This is a genomic window from Nitriliruptor alkaliphilus DSM 45188, from assembly GCF_000969705.1.
In the GTDB taxonomy this organism is placed as follows: Bacteria; Actinomycetota; Nitriliruptoria; order Nitriliruptorales; family Nitriliruptoraceae; genus Nitriliruptor; species Nitriliruptor alkaliphilus.
In genome coordinates, this window is record NZ_KQ033901.1 from 1728896 (window position 1) to 1744799 (window position 15904).

Consider the following 15904-nt stretch of genomic DNA (forward strand, 5'->3'; position numbering starts at 1 on the left):
ACACCGTGTCAAGGTCAAGCGCGCCGCCGGAAGGCGGCCGCGGGGAGGTCACCGACGTGCTGATCGGCGAGCTCAGCGAACGCACCGGCGTGTCCACCCGGATGCTGCGCTACTACGAGAAGGAGGGTCTCCTCGTCCCGCGTCGCGCCGCCAACGGCTACCGCGTCTACGAGGAGGAGGACGTCGAGGTCGTCGCCGGTCTGCGCTGCCTCCACGACCTCGGGCTCGATCTGCGCACCTCCGCCGAGCTGGCCCGGCTCGGGTGCGGTCTGGGGGCACCTCCCGGCTCGGAGGATCGCGGTGCGGTGGTGCGCGCCATCGACGCGCAGCTCGCCGCCATCACCTCCCGCCGCCGCGAACTGGACGCCATGGCCGCGACCCTGGACGACCTGCGTGGTCAGCTCACGTCGCAGGGGGTGTAGGTGACCGGCTCGCTCGAGACGTTCCTCAGCACGGCCGAGGTTCACGACGCAGTGTTCTCGCTGCGCCCCGACTACCGCGCCATGCTCGTGGTGGCCGACGGCTTCGATGCCGGTCCGAGCGACGCCGCGAGCGAGGACGCGCTGCAGGCAGGGGAGGCAGCGGCCCGTGCCGCGCTGCGGGACCGGCCCGTGACCGAGGTGCCCCATGTCGCCGCCTGGCGTGAGGCCTACCGCGCCTTCGGTGCCAAGCCGCAGCGCACCCGCAACAGCCTCGAGGCCATGATGCGTCGCGCCGAGGCTGGCTTGCCGCGGATCAACCGGCTCACCGACCTCTACAACGCGGTCTCGGTCCTGCACCAGGTGCCGGTCGGCGGCGAGGATCTCGACCGCTACCGCGGCGCGCCGCGGCTGGTGCGCGCCACGGGCGAGGAACCGTTCGACACCGTGGCCGACGGCGCTGCGGTGGTCGAACACCCCGAGGTCGGCGAGGTGGTGTGGTGTGATGAGGCCGGCGTGACCTGCCGCCGTTGGAACTGGCGGCAGGCGACCCGGACCCAGCTGAGCGAGGCGACCACCTCCGCGTTGTTCATCCTCGACGCCCTCGGCCCGATGAGCGACGAGGCGTTGGACGCAGCGACCGATGACCTGACCGATCGCCTGACCCGACTCGGTCCCGACGTCAGCGTGTCGTCCCGGCTCCTGGCGCAGTAGGTCGGGTGTCCCGCGACGTGGTGGCGACGTCACGCGGCCTTCGATCGCCGAGCACCTCCGCGGCGCCGATCGCGAGGCGGGCGCTCCGGCCGTCGCGGAGCAGGTCGAGGACCTCGAGCGTCAGACCCAGTCGAAGAAGGTCCGCAGGACCCGTCTCCAGAGCGGGTCCCTCCTGCGTCGGTAGCCCTTCAACCCTTCGCCTTCCGTGGTGTGACGTGTTCGCCGCGACCGGACGTCCCGAACGCCAGGTCCCGACGTCCGGGTGTCGACCCGGCTCCCCGCAGGGTACGTGTGAGAGGTCCGCGACCACGGAGCTCGACGTGACCGACGCGACCGACGTGCAGGCCTTCGAGGACGGCTCGGCCGAGGACCGCGAACTGCTCGGCGGCAAGGGCGCCAACCTCGCCGAGATGGTCGGCCTCGGCCTGCCGGTCCCGCCGGGGTTCACCGTCACCACCGAGGCGTGCCGCGAGTACCTGCGGACCGGGGAGCTCGCCGACGACCTCTGGGAGCGCATCGAGCACCAGGTCGATGCCCTCGAGGAGAAGATGGGCCGCACCCTCGGTGACGTCGAGGCCCCCCTGCTGGTGTCGGTGCGTTCCGGGGCGCCGGCCTCGATGCCGGGGATGATGGACACCGTGCTGAACCTCGGGATCGGCAGCGTCGCCGAGGAGGGGCTGGCCGCCGAGACCGACGAACGCTTCGCCCGGGACGCCCACCGTCGGTTCGTGGAGATGTTCGGCGAGATCGTGCTCGGCATCGACGCCGACGCGCTCGCCGGCGTCCGGGACGAGGTCGTGGCTGACGCGGGTGTCGACGACGCCTCCGAGCTGGACGCCGACCAGCTCGCCGATCTGATCGGGCGCGAGCGTGACCTGGTACGCGGGGAGACGGGCGAGGACCTCCCGGACGATCCGCGTGAGCAGCTCCGAGCTGCCATCGCGGCCGTGTTCGGATCGTGGGACAACGACCGTGCCCGCAACTACCGGCGCATGGAGGGCATCCCCGACGATCTCGGGACGGCGGTCAACGTCCAGGCGATGGTGTTCGGCAACCGGGGCCAGGACAGCGCCACCGGTGTCGCTTTCAGCCGTGACCCGTCGACCGGCGAGCCGCGCCCCTACGGCGACTGGCTCCGTGACGCGCAGGGTGAGGACGTGGTCGCCGGCATCCGGGCGACCGAGGACCTCGCCGACCTCGCCGACGAGATGCCCGAGATCCACGCGCAGCTGACCGACATCCTCCAGCGACTCGAGGAGCACTACCGCGACGTGCAGGACGTCGAGTTCACCGTCGAGGACGGCACGCTCTGGATCCTGCAGACCCGGACCGGCAAGCGCAGCGCCCAGGCGGCGCTGCGCATCGCGGTCGACCTGGTCGACGAGGGCGTGATCGACGAGGACGAGGCGGTGCGCCGGGTCTCGCCCGACGACATCGACCGTCTGCTGCACCCCCAGTTCGATCCGGAGGTGGACTACGAGGTGCTGACGACCGGCCTCGCTGCATCGCCCGGCGCGGCCAGCGGCGAGGTGGTCCTCACCGCGGACGAGGCGGCGCGTCGCGGGCGGGACGGCGACGCGGTCATCCTGGTGCGGATCGAGACCTCACCCGACGACGTGCACGGCCTGGACGCCGCGCGTGGCGTGCTGACGGCACGCGGCGGCCTCGTCAGCCACGCCGCGATCGTGGCACGCAGCCTCGGTAAGCCCGCCGTCTGCGGCGCCGACGAGGTCACCATCGACCTCGATGCGAAGACGTTCCAGGTCGGCGACGTCACCGTGTCGGAGGGCGAGGTCATCTCCCTCGACGGTGCCACCGGCGAGGTCGTGGTCGGCGAGGTCGACCTCGTCGAACCCCGGCCGGAGGAGCGGTTCCACCTGCTGCTGCGGTGGGCCGACGAGCGACGGCGCCTCGGGGTCCGCGCCAACGCCGACACCGCCGACGACGCGGCCACCGCCCGGGAGTTCGGCGCGGAGGGGATCGGCCTGTGCCGAACCGAGCACATGTTCCTCGGCGACCGCGTCCCGCTCGTCCGCCGGTTCGTCCTCGCGTCGGACGACGACGAGCGCACCGACGCCCTGCGCGAGCTCGAGTCCGTCCAGGAGGAGGACTTCGCCGCGCTGCTCGAGGCGATGGACGGGCTACCCGTGACCGTGCGGCTGCTCGACGCGCCGCTGCACGAGTTCCTCCCCGACACCGAGGAACTGGTCGCCGCGGACGCGACCGGTGACCTCGACGACGAGGGCGCGGCGCTGCTCGACGCGGTCCGCACCTGGGCCGAGGTCAACCCGATGCTCGGGACCCGGGCCGTCCGACTCGCCGTGCTGCACCCCGAGCTGTACCGCATGCAGGTCCGCGCGCTGGTCAAGGCTGCTGAGCGCCGTCGTGGCGACGGTGGTGACCCGCACGTACAGATCATGATCCCCCTCGTCATCAACGGCCCGGAGACCGCGGCGGCGATCGGCTGGGTGCGCGAGGCCATCGACGAGGTCGACGGCGAGGGGGTGGACGTCAGCATCGGCGCGATGATCGAGACGCCGAGCGCCGCGCTGCTCGCCGAGGAGATCGCCGGCGAGGCGCAGTTCCTGTCCTTCGGGACCAACGACCTGACCCAGATGACGCTCGGGTTCTCGCGGGACGATGTGGCCGGTCGGGTGGTGCAGCCGTACGTCGACCAGGGCCTGCTGCCCGTCGATCCGTTCCAGAGCGTGCACGAGGACACCGTCGGTCGCCTCGTGCGGTCCGCCGTGGCGTCGGGTCGCCGCGGACGGGAGGACGTCGACCTCGGGATCTGTGGCGAGCACGGCGGCGACCCGGACTCGATCCGTTTCTTCCACGACGTCGGGCTGGCGTACGTGTCCTGCTCACCGTTCCGGGTCCCCGTCGCCCGGCTCGCCGCGGCCCACGCCGCCCTCGCCGAACGGGACGACGATCGCTGAGGCGCGGCCGACGTCACCGGTACGGCTACCGGGTGCGGATCATCGGCTCGAACCGACGATCCGCACCCGGTCTCCGGCGGCGACCGCCCACGGTCCGATCCTGCCAGCTCGGCGTGACGACACGGGCAGGTGGCCCTGGCATCCCGGCGCTCGCCTCCTACGGTGGACCCTTCACCGCTCCCGATGCGAGGTCCCTCCCGTGGCCGTCTCCCACCTGACCGCTGCCGCCGTCGGCGCCGGCGCCGCACTGCTGACCGACCGACTCCGCGCTGCCGGTGCGCTGCGCACCGCCTCACTGGCTGGCTCGACCGTCGCCGCGCCGACCGCGGCGGCCTGGGTCACCGACTTCCTCAACGCCGTCTACTACGCCAAGGAGCCCGAGAACCGCCACCTCGACGATCTCCGGCTGGCCTTCACCGTGCTGACCACCTACTGGAACGAGCACGGATCGCAGCGCATCGGAGGCAGCGACGTGCTGCGCTTCCACCGCGCCTTCGGGACCGCCCGCCTGCGGGGGACCGGCGGCCGCACCGGGACCCTCGACCGTGCCGCGCTGCTCGCGGGCGGGGCCACGCTGTTCGGGCCCTGGTTCCCGGCTGCGGCCGAGGACCCGTCGCGGCTCGGCTGGGGGATCGCCTTCCCGAGCGTGGCGGCCAAGGCCGAGCACGACCCCGAGGTGCGGCTCGCGAGCGCCCAGGTCGGCCCGCTGACCCCGCCGAGGCGTCCCGTCGAGGAGCAGGTCTGGCACACCTACCCGCCGGTCGAGGTCCCCGACGCGGGGGCGACCGCGGCGGCCCTGCTCGCCGTCGAGCACTGGCCCGAGTACGCCAGCGAGCTCGGACGCTTCACACCGCTGCGGCGCCGCGGCCTCGACGGACAGACCTTCGAGATCGAGGTCGTCGGCTTCCCGAGCCCGAAGCTGCCGGTCTTCATCCGGGCCTACGTCACCGTCCAGGACCTCGTCACCGCGGATGCACCGGACGCGCTCGCGCGGTGGGTCGAGGAGGTCCGTGCCGGTTTCGCGTCACGCCCGGACGAGCTGAGCCCGATCCCCGACGATGCCGAGGTGCACGCCGGGTTCGATCTCGTCTGCCACGAGGGTCACTTCATGGGTGACGCCAAGAACCGCCTCGTGCTCTACAGCCAGGGCGGGCGCTCGTACGTCCGCGCCGCGGGCACCTGGGACCCCATGACCTGGCACCTCGCCGAGATGTACGACCGCGTCGGTCGTTGGTCCCAGCACGCGTTCTGGGGCATGGAGACCCCGCGCCAGTCGATGCTCCACCAGCTCGCCGAGCAGGTCGCACGGGGCCTGGCAGCCGACGGAGGTGGTGCGTGAGCCGCGGCGAACGCGCCGACGCCGTCGTCATCGGTGCCGGTCAGAACGGCCTGGCCGCGGCCATCCGGCTCGCACGCGCCGGGCGTGACGTGGTCGTGCTCGAGGCGCAGCCGCAGGCCGGTGGTGCGGTCATCAGCCAGCCGCTCACCCTCCCCGGGTTCCTGCACGACACCTTCAGCGCGGTCCACCCGGCTGCCGCGGCGTCGCCCGTCTTCGCCCGGATGCCGCTCGACCAGCACGGGCTCGACTGGGTGCACCCCGAGGTCGCGATGGCCCACCCGATGCCGGACGGCCGGGCCGGGGTGCTGTACCGCGATCTCGACCGCACCGCTGCCCACCTGAACGACCTGCACCCCGGCGACGGCACCGCGTGGGCCGACTGGGCCCGCCCCTACCTCGACCGGTGGCCCGCGATGCGCAGCACGATGCTGGGTGGGTTCCCGCCGCTCGCGGGAGCGGTCAAGCTCGTCGCGGCCCTGAAGCTCGAGGGCACCCTGGAGTTCGCCCGTCTGCTGCTGACCTCCGCGGAGCAGCTCAGCCACGACCTCTTCGCCAGCGAGCACGCCAGGGCGTGGCTGTACGGATCGGTGCTCCACGGCGACGTCGGTGTGCAGGAGCCGGGTTCGGCCATCGCCGGGGCCTACCTCCAGCTCCTCGGACACGCGGCCGGCTGGCCGAGCCCACGTGGTGGTGCGGGCCGCCTTAGCGACGCCCTGGTGTCCTACCTCGCCACCCTCGGCGGTGAGGTCCGCACCAGCACCCGGGTCGAACGGATCGTGACCGCCGGCGGGCGCGTCGCCGGCGTGGTCACCGCGGACGGTGGTCGCATCCGGGCACCCGTCGTCATCGCGGACACCACCCCGCACGCCATGCTCGATCTGGTGGGCGGCGCCATGCCGGCCCACTACGCCGGTCGTCTGCGGCGGTTCCGGTACGGGCCGGGCACGGTCAAGATCGACTGGGCGCTCGACGGCCCGGTGCCGTGGACGGTGCCCGAGGCCCGCGCTGCCGGGACGGTGCACGTCGGGGGCGAGGGCCACGTCGTGGCGCAGCAGGCGGCCGACATCCGGGCGGGTCGGCCGCCCGAGCACCCGTTCCTGCTGTTCGGTCAGCAGACGGTCGCCGACCCCTCCCGGGCCCCTGCGGGCAAGCACACCGCGTGGGCGTACACCCGCGTGCCGGGGACGCTGACCGGTCAGGACGCGGTCCTCGCCCACGTGGAACGCATGACCGACCAGGTCGAGCGGTTCGCCCCCGGGTTCCGGGACCTGGTGCTCGCCAGCCACGTGCAGGGCCCCGCGGACCTGCAGGCGGGGGACGTCAACCTGGTCGGCGGCGACGTCGGTGGGGGGACCTACCGGCTCGACCAGGTCGTGTTCCGTCCGCTGCCGTCACTGGTGCCGTACGCCACGCCGATCGGCGGTCTGTGGCTCGGGAGCTCCTCGACGTTCCCGGGCGGCGCGGTGCACGGTGTGCCCGGGTGGACTGCGGCGTCCTACGCCCTCGCCCGGTCACGCTTCACCCTGTGAGGACCCGCCGGCCGAGCGGGAGCCCGCTCGGCCGGCCTGACCTGGCGTCAGCGGGGCCCACCGACGGGAAGCCGTACGTCGACGTGGACCATCCGGTGATCGGTGCCGGGGAACGGGAAGGTCCCGATCAGCCGGTCGAAGTGCTCCCAGTCCGTGGTCGGCCAGAACACCTCGCCGCCGGTCACCTGCATGCCGGTGCGCGGCAACGCGTAGTCCACCCGCAGGTTGCCGACCCGCGGGCTGAAGTCCGCGGTGTCGTGCTGCGGCGGGTTGCAGTGCTCGAGGTTGATCCCGCCCTGGGACTCGGTCTGCTCGACGGCTCCCGCGCTCGCCTGCAGCGGGTCCTGCACGAGCGGGTGGTCGAGCACCTGCTGGATCGCGCCTGGCACGCTGTCCCCGTCACAGGGGTCGGCGTTCAGGTCACCGAGGATCACGAAGCGCGCGCCCGGCCGGAGCCCGCCCGTCGCGCCCTCGTCGTCGTAGATGTAGGCGGACCGCTGACCGGGTGAGATGTAGTCAGCCCAGAAACGGATCTCGTCGTGGTTGCGCAGGACGTTGCGGCGCTCCGGCCCGTCGAAGGCCGGTGGGGTGGGGTGGCTGGCCAGCAGGTGGATCATGTCGCGTCCGACCTGCACCGGGACGTCGACGTGGTTCTTGGAGGACAGCCGGAAGACGTCGAGGATCTCCTCCGAGTACCAGTCGCCGTCCTCGTCCGTGGCGGGATCGCTCGGAAGCAGGGCTCCAGGCATGTCCTTCCACAGGAACTCCTGGAAGGTCCGCACGTCGTCCTCGACGATCGGGTGGGTGGAGAACACCGCGAACGCGTATTGGCCCGGGAACCACCCGTACCCGAACGCGTCCTGGCCGTAGGCGTCGCCGGACTCACCGATCACGCCGTCGCGGTTCAGGTCGAAGCCGCTCGGGACGCCGGTGTTCGACGCGAACTGTGCGCGGTAGGGGTAGGTGATCGCCTCGACCTCGGCGTGCTGGGCGATGGCGAGGTAGTTGTCGTGGAACAGGTCGGCCGCAGCGCCTTCGGCGTCGTGATCGAACTCGTTGAGCAGGAGGATGTCGGGTCGCTGCCGTTGGATCGTCTCGGCGATCACCTGGGGATGGGCCGAACCGGGGTCACTGAGCTCGTCGACCAGCGCGCCTGCCTCGCTCCGGTACAGCGATGCGTTGAAGGTGGCGATCCGCACCTCGCCCTGCGGTCCGGCCGGACGGACATCGCGCTGCGGGCCCGCCTCGGCCGGCGACAGCGCGCCCGACGCGGCGACCAGAGCCGCCGCCAGGGCCACGGCAGACAGCAACAGGCGACGTGGATGCGGTCGGGCGGTGCAGGTCCTCGGTGGCATCAGCAGGCTCCCTCGTCTGTCGGTCCCCCGACGGGACCGGCCGGTCCGGTCGACGCTAGGCAGACCGATCACGCAGGTGGGGTCCTTCGACCACCGCCTCGGACGTGCTGACGGGGGTCCTCGGCCGGGCCGCTCCCCGGTCCCAGGGACAGGGGAGCGGTCGGCGGCGAGCCGGCACGCTCGTCGTTCCTCCGCCCGCCCGCACCGAGGAGTCCCGTGGCCACCGTCGCCCCCGCACCGACCACGTCCGTCCCCCAGGCCTCGGCGGTCGACACCGCCCGGGTCGTCAGCAAGGTCCTCGTGCCCCTCACGGGCCGAGGCCTGATCGTCCGGCGGCCACCGATCGTGCAGGTGGCCGAGCGGCTCGACCTCGACCGTGCGGCGGTCCAGGAGCTGCAGCGCCTGCGGGACCGCTACGGCCCCGGCCCCGTCCTCCTCAAGCTCCCGATCCGCGACACCGCCCTCGTCCTCGAGCCGGGCCACGTGCACCGCATCCTGGCTGGCTCACCCGTGCCGTTCCGGGCGGACAGCACCGAGAAGAGGGCTGCCCTCGCGCACTTCCAGCCGGAGGGCGCGCTCGCGTCGTCCCCCGAGGATCGGCCTCAGCGGCGCCGGTTCAACGAGCGGGTGCTCGACACCCCCTCGCCGATCCACCAGCTCGGCGACGCCCTCGTCGCGACCGTCCGCGAGGAAGCGGCCGAGCTCGTCGCGATCGCCGACCGGACCGGCCGGCTGACGTGGGACGACTTCATCACCGGGTGGTGGCGCACCGTGCGGCGCGTGGTCTTCGGGGCCGGCGCTCGTGAGGACCATCCCTTGACCGACATGCTCGGTCAGCTGCGGGCCCACGCCAACTGGTCCAGGCTGCGGCCGAAGGACGAGCAGCTGCGCGAGCGTTTCCTCGACGCCATCCGCGACCACCTCACGCGTGCGGAGCCGGGCAGCCTCGCCTCCCTCATCGACCAGGTCCCCGCTGGCCCGGACACCGACCCTGCCCAGCAGGTCCCGCAGTGGCTGTTCGCCTACGACCCCGGCGGTATCGCCGCGATCCGCGCGCTCGCGCTGCTGGCGGCCCACCCGGACGAACTGCGACGGGTCCGTGACGAGATGGCCGGTCTCGACCTCGACCGGCCCCAGGAGCTGCCACGCATCCGCGCTGCTGTGCTCGACGGCCTCCGGCTGTGGCCGACCACCCCCGGGGTCCTGCGCGAGACGACCGAGCCCACCACGTGGGAGTCCGGCACCCTCGACGCCGGGACCTCGCTGGTGATCTTCGCGCCCTTCTTCCACCGCGACGACACCCGCCTGGCCTACGCCGACCGCTTCGCGCCCGAGCTGTGGCTCGGTGAGCCGTCCCTCGATCGCTGGCCGCTGATCCCGTTCAGTGACGGGCCGGTGGTCTGCCCCGGCCAGAACCTGGTGCTGCTCACCACCAGCACGATGGTCGCCGCGCTGCTCGAGCAGCTCGACGTCGAGCTCGAACCGGCCGACCGGCTGCGGGACGACCAGCGGATGCCGTCGGTCCTGAGCCCGTTCGACCTGGCCTTCACCACCCGACGCCGGACCACCTGACGAGAGTTCAGGGCGACGGGGCCGGCTCGCCGCGCCGCGCGACGCCGTTGTTGTGCACAGTTGCAGTCGTGGTGACTGCATCTGGGTAGACGGGACGCAGCGCCCGGTGCCGGCCACGCAGCGCACCCCCGCCAGCGCGGCACCGCACCACGGCGGGGCCCGGGTCACGAAGCCGGGTCCCGCCGCGGCCGTCGATCCGGCACGGTGACCAGGTGGCGTGGTCGCTGACCCGACGAGCGTCGACCGCCGAGGTCAGAGCCCGGCCAGGATCCAGAGCACGCCGACCACGATGAGGTACGCCGCGACGACGTAGTTGAGGACGCGTGGTGCCACCAGGATCACGATCCCGGCGATCAGGGAGATGATCCCCATGATCAGCAGGCTGTTGCCTGCGACCTCCACCTGAGCGATGAGCGGTTGCACGATCGTGCCTCTCCGTCGACGGATGCGGGCGAGCGGTGCGCCGCGCCGGTCGCGACCGCGGTGCCTCAACCATCCCTACCGCTGGCGCACCGGGCCACGTGCGTCGGGCTGGTCCGGGCCGGTCACCTCACCCAGTTGAACTCGACCAACGGACGCAACGGACGGGATCCAGCTCGCGTAGCGCGCCGGTTCGGTGTGCGGGTCCGCTCCGGTCGACGTTCAGGTCTCGTTCGCGAGCGGTTCGCAGGTGACCTGCGCAACCGGGCCCGCTGCCAGCCCCCGCGACGTGGGGTCCGGCCGGACGGTGCAACGGACGTAGCCGGCGGGCCCGGCGAGATCGACGTGGTGGGCTCGTGCGGTCGAGTGGGTGTGTTCCACCACCTCGCGGAGCGCGGCGGCGTCCTCGACGATCAGGCTCGACAGCAGCCCCTGGCCGAGCAGTGCTACGGCGTCCTCATCCCCCCGCAGCAACGACGCCGCCCGCGCATCGGCGTACGTGCAGCGTCCGCGGAGGTCCACGCGCAGCTGGCCCGCGGGCTGGTCGTCGGCGTCACTGCCAACCTCCCGCTGTACCGCGACGAAGTTGCAGATGTCGCCGCCCGGGCCCCGTACGGGGGTGATACGCGACCGGACCGTGCGCAGGACCCCGTCGGCGCCGCGGTTGACGAGCTCGCCCTCCCACGGTTCACCGGCCGCGATCGTGCGCCACAGCTGGGCCACGAAGCTCGACGGTTGGATACCGGAGCGCAGGAAGTCGTGACCGCGGCCGATCACCTCGTCGGCCTCGAAACGGTGCAGCGCGGTGAACGCCCGGTTGACGGCCGTGATCGTCCCGCGGGCGTCGGTGACGGTGACGGCGTCGAGGAGCAGCTCGGGGTCCTCGAGGGCGAGCAGCGCCATCGGGTCCGCTGCGGTACGCGTGGGCATCGTGGGTCCCTCCTCCCAGGCGTTCCCGACAGCGTGCGACACGCCGGACACCAGGCGTAGGGGCGGAGGTCACCCGGTGGCCGGCCGACCGACCCGGTGGCGTCAGCCGACGGCGCGCAGGCGGGTCCCCGTGGCGCCGACCGTCGCGGTGACACCCACGTCACGCCCCGGGGCGTGCTCGATCACCGCACGCGCGCCGCCGAGCTTCCACAGGTGGCGCAGATCGACCGAGAGGTGGAGGAGGGGGACCACCCGATCGGTCCCGAGGTGTCCGAGGGGGACCGGGCCGATGCGACCGACACCGCGACCCCCGCCGACATCGAGCACGCGGCCGAGCTCGAGGAGGCGCGCGGTGCGTCGGCGACGCCCGGTCACCAGCGCAGCGGCGTTGGCGCCGGCCACCCGGCCCGCCTGGAGCGCGATCTGCGCCGACATGCTGAGCGGTTGACCGAACAGGTCGCGGTGCGCAGCCACGTCGCCGGCCGCGAAGACGCCAGGGGCGCCGAGCACCTCGAGGTGGCGGCCGACCACGAGCCGGCCGTCCCGGGTCGTGGCCTCGCGCAGGAGTGCGTCCCCCTGTGCCTGCCACCCGCCGACCCACAGGACCGTGCCGTCCCGGCGGCGAGCTGGCCCGTCGAGGTCGACACCGCCGGCGTCGACCCGGCGGACCCGGTGGCCGCGCAGCACCTCGACGTCGCGGTCGCGCAGCAGCCGGCCGGCGGCCGACGCCAGGGACGCCGGCTCGGCCGGTAGGAGGCGGTCGGCCTCCTCGACGAGGGTGATGGCGAGGTGCGGGCGCGCACGGCCGAGCTCAGCCGCGAGCTGGACGCCAGTGGAGCCGCCGCCGACGATCACGAGGCTGCCGGTCCGCGGCAGGGTCGCCCGCAGCCGCAGCGCATCCTCGGCGTCGCGCAGGCTCGTGGCGTGACGTCGCAGACCTGGGACGTCCGGCCAGTGCGTCGCGGCCCCGACGGTCACCACCAACGCGTCGTAGGACAGCCGACCGCCACCGGCGAGGATGACCTCGTGGCGGGCCACGTCGACACGTTCGGCGACGTGACGGGCCACGTCGACGTCGACGAGGTCCTCGAGGGCGGCGCGTGCATCGCCGAGGCTCGACCGACCGGCCGCGACACCGGCGAGGCGGGGGAGGAAGCCGTGGTCCCCGCTCGGATCGACGACGGTCACCTGGACGCCCCCCTCACGTGCCCCGCGGGCAGCGTGGGCGCCGGCGTACCCGGCTCCGAGCACCACGACGTGACCGGACACGGACGGGCGGCTGGTCATGGGGTCACACCGTCGGTCGGGGGGTGAGGAGCTGGTCGACCGGAGCATCATCGTCGGTGAGGACGCGGGCGTCGCCGACGAACTCGTCGAGCGCGTCGCCGTGCAACGCCACCGCGTCGTCGCCGCGGGCGCGGTTCTCGGCGAGGTAGGCCTCGAGGTCGAGGGGGGAGCGGGATGCCACGATGACCACGTTGCCGCCTGCCGGGCGGTCACGCGGCCCGAACCGGTCCTCCGGGCCGATGGCGGCCACGTGGTCGAAGGCCGCACGGAAGGTCGCGAGCTCGGCACGCAGGAAGTCGCGAGGGCCGTGGTCGATGACGTTGGCGATGTACACGCCCTCGTCGGTCATGGTGGCGTCGAGGTCGTGGATGAACTCGAGGGTGGCCAGGTGCCAGGGCACCGAGATGCCACCGAAGGCGTCCCCGATGATGAGGTCGAAGCGGTCCTCGTCGACGCCACGGATCGACCGGCGGGCGTCGCCGGTCACCACGTCGATGTCGTCGCCGAGGTCGAGCCCGAGCCGCTCCTCGGAGATCTCGATCAGGAGCGGGTCGAGCTCGAGCACGACGTTGTGGCTGCCTGGCCGGGTCTCGCGCAGGTACCGCGGCATGGTGAAGCCGCCGCCGCCGACGTGCAGCGCCTCGACCGGCTGGCCCTCGGGCCGGAAGCTGTCGACGACGTCACCGAAGAGCTTGGTGTAGAGGAACTCGAGGTGGGTCGGGTCCTCGAGGTCGACGTACGAGTGCCGCAGCGTGTCCAACCACAGCGCCCGGCCCGACGGCCGGTCCTCGTCCTCCACGATGAAGGCGCAGAAGTAGCGCGACTCGTACTCGCACGGGTGGGCCATCGCGTAGGAACCCCCGGCGGTGAGCAGCACGAACACCGCCGTCCCTGCCCCCACGCGTGTGGCCCCACGTAGGCGGACCAGCACCACCAGGCCGAGGAGGATGAGGAACACCGCGGTCCCGCGCACGATGACGCGGGTGGGCGCCGCACCCACGAGCACGAACCCGGTCAGGAACGTGCCGATGATGGCCCCGGCGGTGGAGATGCCCGACAGGCGACCGACGACCGTGCCGGTCTCCTCGAGCGAGGCGAGCTGCAGCTTGATGACCGCGGGCGTGACGGCCGACAGCACGGCAGCCGGGAGGAAGAAGCCGAGCGCGGTGATGGTGACCGTGAGGGTGGCACCCGCGGTCCGCAGCCCACCACCGAACAGGTCGATGACGGGGATGGCGAGGAACCCGAGCGCCCCGCCGATGATCAGCAGCGGGCCGATGAGCGTCCGCGGGTCGCGTCGGTCGGCGACCTTGCCGCCGTACCACGAGCCCACCGCGATGCCGGCGAGGATGGTGCCGATGATCGCGGTGTAGGTCTCCAGGGTCGCGCCGACGTACGGCGCGAGCAGTCGCGCAGCCAGGATCTCGAGGACCAGGACGGCTGCGGAGCTGAGGAAGACCAGGAGGTTGGCAGCGGGAGCAGGCATGGTGCAGGAGGGTACGCGGCCGGCCGGACGGCTCGGTCCGCCGGGCGCCCCGAGCGTGCTCCCCGGGCCGTGTCCGAGGAAACGTCACCGTTCCGGGGCCCGGGCCTGGCACCATGCCGCACCCGGGGGGCGTGCGGACGGGAGCCGAGTTGCGACCACAGGAACGTGACCTCGCGGCGTTCCACGCTGCCTTCGGGGTGATCGCGGCCGGTGCGCTCGCGCTCCGAGGGGACGTGCCCGTCGGCGTGGTGATGACGACCCTGGTGGTGACCTACCACCTCGGTTCGGTGGGGCTCGCCCGGTCGCAGGGGCACACGGCGTGGCTGCGGTGGTGGGGATTCGGCGCGGTCCTGAGCCTGTTCATGCTGATCCCGGATGCCGTGCTGGTCGAGGGGCTCGGCGTGCTGGTCTTCCCCGCCGACGGGGTCCCCGACGTCGGTCCGGTGACCATCTACATGGCAGGGCTGTGGACCGCGCCGACGGTCCTGATCATCGCCGCAGCCGAGGCGGTCGGGCACCGTCGGGGTGACGCGGCTGCGGCCGTCACCGCCGTGGTCGCCGCCGCGGTGGTGTTCGGCGTCGCGGAAGCCACACTGACGCTGCTGCCGGCGTGGGAGCCGGTGGGGGTGACCACCATCGGTGGCCTCGCGCCCTACCTCCTGCTGCCGGAGCTGCTGCTCGGTTGGATGGTGTTCGCCGCTGCCCGGTGGACCCGGACCAGCCGGCCGGTGGCCTACGTGCCCGTGGCGGCGCTGGTCGCGCTGACCTACACCGGCGCTGCCGCCGCGTCCTGGCTGCTGATCGAGCGGGGACTGCTGTCCTGAGCGTGAGGTCTACGCTCGCGCTGCCGACCCGAGGAGGACCGTCGTGGCGCCCGACCGTCCGTTCGAGGTCCGGCTACCGGTCGCGCCCGATCGGGCCGAACTGCTGCTCGGTGCGGTCAGGGACCGGCTCACCGATCCGCGGCACCTGCCGCTGCGCGACGTGGCGTTCGACGTCCGCGTCCTGCGCGAGGACCTGGCCCGGCTGTTCGCGGCCGCCGGTCGACTGCGGGACGACGACCGGTACGGCGAGGGCGATCGTCAGTACGCCCGCGACCTGGCCACGCTCCTCGACCGCTTCGACCTGCCGGTGCTCGAGCGCATGCTCCGCCTGCACCAGCGAGCGATGACGACCGTCGTGGTCAACCACCTGGCCCAACTGCAGAGCGACCCACGCCTCGCTCCCATGTTCGACCCCGACACGGAGGTGCCGCCCGAGGTCATCGACGCCATCGCGGCGGATGCCGTCTTCCTGCTGCCGGTGACCCAGCGTCTGCTGGCGCTGGACCACCACGAGGCGCTCCTGCGGCTGCTGAACACCTCGGTGGTGGCGGATGCGTCGACGTCGAGCGCCGACGCCATCGACCTCGCGGTCGCGTTCATCGACCTGGTCGGGTTCACCCGCCTGTCGGCGACGGCCGAACCCGGCATCGTCGCCGGCGTCCTCGGCGGGTTCGAGGACGGCGTCCACGAGGCAGCCTCCGACGTCGGTGAGGTCCTCGTGGTCAAGTTCATCGGCGACGCGGCCATGCTGGTCAGCGGTGACGTCGACCGTTTGGTGGAGGTGTGCCTCCGCGTCGTCGAGGACCCGCTGCCCTCGGGGGACGAGGTCGAGCGGCGCGCCGGCATCGCCGCGGGCGGGGTCCAGATCCGGGACGGGGACTACGTGGGCCACCCGGTGAACACCGCGGCCCGCCTGACCGACCTGGCACGACCGGGCAGCGTCCTGGTCGCCGAGGACGCGACCGACCGGCTGGCTGCGGCGTGGGTCACCCGCCGGTTGCACGCCCGCAAGCTCAAGGGCCTCGGGCGCCTGCGACCCTCGCGGGTGTGGCGGCCCGAGGGCACCTGAGCTCGCAGCACGGTCGAGCAG

The 15904-nt window shown here is 72.9% G+C and carries 13 protein-coding genes; 8 read left to right on the forward strand and 5 right to left on the reverse strand.

Annotated elements, in window-relative coordinates:
- The first annotated feature begins 5 nt into the window (after positions 1–5).
- From NITAL_RS08175 to NITAL_RS28470, 5 genes are all read left to right on the forward strand, one after another.
- Positions 6–422 (forward strand): MerR family DNA-binding transcriptional regulator, encoded by a 417-nt coding sequence (locus tag NITAL_RS08175; RefSeq protein WP_211262273.1) that lies wholly within the window; start codon positions 6–8, stop codon positions 420–422.
- Complete coding sequence (locus tag NITAL_RS08180; protein ID WP_052665642.1) at positions 423–1133, forward strand: B3/B4 domain-containing protein; 711 nt, start codon at positions 423–425, stop codon at positions 1131–1133.
- Between the two features lie 320 nt (positions 1134–1453).
- Positions 1454–4072, forward strand: coding sequence for a pyruvate, phosphate dikinase (ppdK, locus tag NITAL_RS08185; protein WP_157041710.1), 2619 nt, complete (start codon positions 1454–1456; stop codon positions 4070–4072).
- Between the two features lie 199 nt (positions 4073–4271).
- A complete protein-coding gene (locus NITAL_RS28465; RefSeq protein ID WP_052665644.1) occupies positions 4272–5411 on the forward strand; it encodes a hypothetical protein in 1140 nt (379 codons plus the stop codon).
- Positions 5408–6940, forward strand: coding sequence for a phytoene desaturase family protein (locus NITAL_RS28470; RefSeq protein WP_052665646.1), 1533 nt, complete (start codon positions 5408–5410; stop codon positions 6938–6940). The genes NITAL_RS28465 and NITAL_RS28470 overlap by 4 nt, the downstream gene beginning before the upstream one ends.
- Before the next feature lie 47 nt (positions 6941–6987).
- Here NITAL_RS28470 and NITAL_RS08200 read toward each other — a convergent pair whose 3' ends face one another.
- Positions 6988–8295 carry an endonuclease/exonuclease/phosphatase family protein gene (locus NITAL_RS08200; protein WP_052669527.1) on the reverse strand — a complete coding sequence of 436 codons (1308 nt, stop codon included), beginning with the start codon at positions 8293–8295 and terminating at the stop codon, positions 6988–6990.
- Positions 8296–8511: 216 nt separating this feature from the next.
- Between NITAL_RS08200 and NITAL_RS08205 the strand changes: the two genes are divergently transcribed.
- On the forward strand, positions 8512–9867 hold the full coding sequence (locus NITAL_RS08205; RefSeq protein ID WP_052665647.1) for a cytochrome P450: 1356 nt from the start codon (positions 8512–8514) through the stop codon (positions 9865–9867).
- Between the two features lie 252 nt (positions 9868–10119).
- On the opposite strand, the gene NITAL_RS26355 is transcribed toward NITAL_RS08205, so the two are convergent.
- The 4 genes from NITAL_RS26355 to NITAL_RS08220 all read right to left on the reverse strand — a co-directional run bounded on the left by NITAL_RS26355 (position 10120) and on the right by NITAL_RS08220 (position 13990).
- On the reverse strand, positions 10120–10239 hold the full coding sequence (locus NITAL_RS26355; protein WP_083442119.1) for a DUF3096 domain-containing protein: 120 nt from the start codon (positions 10237–10239) through the stop codon (positions 10120–10122).
- A gap of 270 nt (positions 10240–10509) precedes the next feature.
- Positions 10510–11217 (reverse strand): PAS domain-containing protein, encoded by a 708-nt coding sequence (locus tag NITAL_RS08210; RefSeq protein WP_052665649.1) that lies wholly within the window; start codon positions 11215–11217, stop codon positions 10510–10512.
- Positions 11218–11319: 102 nt separating this feature from the next.
- Positions 11320–12504: an NAD(P)/FAD-dependent oxidoreductase gene (locus NITAL_RS08215; protein ID WP_169786783.1), complete on the reverse strand. Its 1185-nt coding sequence runs from the start codon at positions 12502–12504 to the stop codon at positions 11320–11322.
- Positions 12505–12508: 4 nt separating this feature from the next.
- Positions 12509–13990, reverse strand: coding sequence for a fused MFS/spermidine synthase (locus NITAL_RS08220; protein WP_052665651.1), 1482 nt, complete (start codon positions 13988–13990; stop codon positions 12509–12511).
- Positions 13991–14139: 149 nt separating this feature from the next.
- Between NITAL_RS08220 and NITAL_RS08225 the strand changes: the two genes are divergently transcribed.
- On the forward strand, positions 14140–14814 hold the full coding sequence (locus NITAL_RS08225; protein ID WP_052665652.1) for a DUF6989 domain-containing protein: 675 nt from the start codon (positions 14140–14142) through the stop codon (positions 14812–14814).
- Positions 14815–14857: 43 nt separating this feature from the next.
- Positions 14858–15883 carry an adenylate/guanylate cyclase domain-containing protein gene (locus NITAL_RS08230; RefSeq protein WP_052665653.1) on the forward strand — a complete coding sequence of 342 codons (1026 nt, stop codon included), beginning with the start codon at positions 14858–14860 and terminating at the stop codon, positions 15881–15883.
- Positions 15884–15904 lie beyond the last annotated feature (21 nt).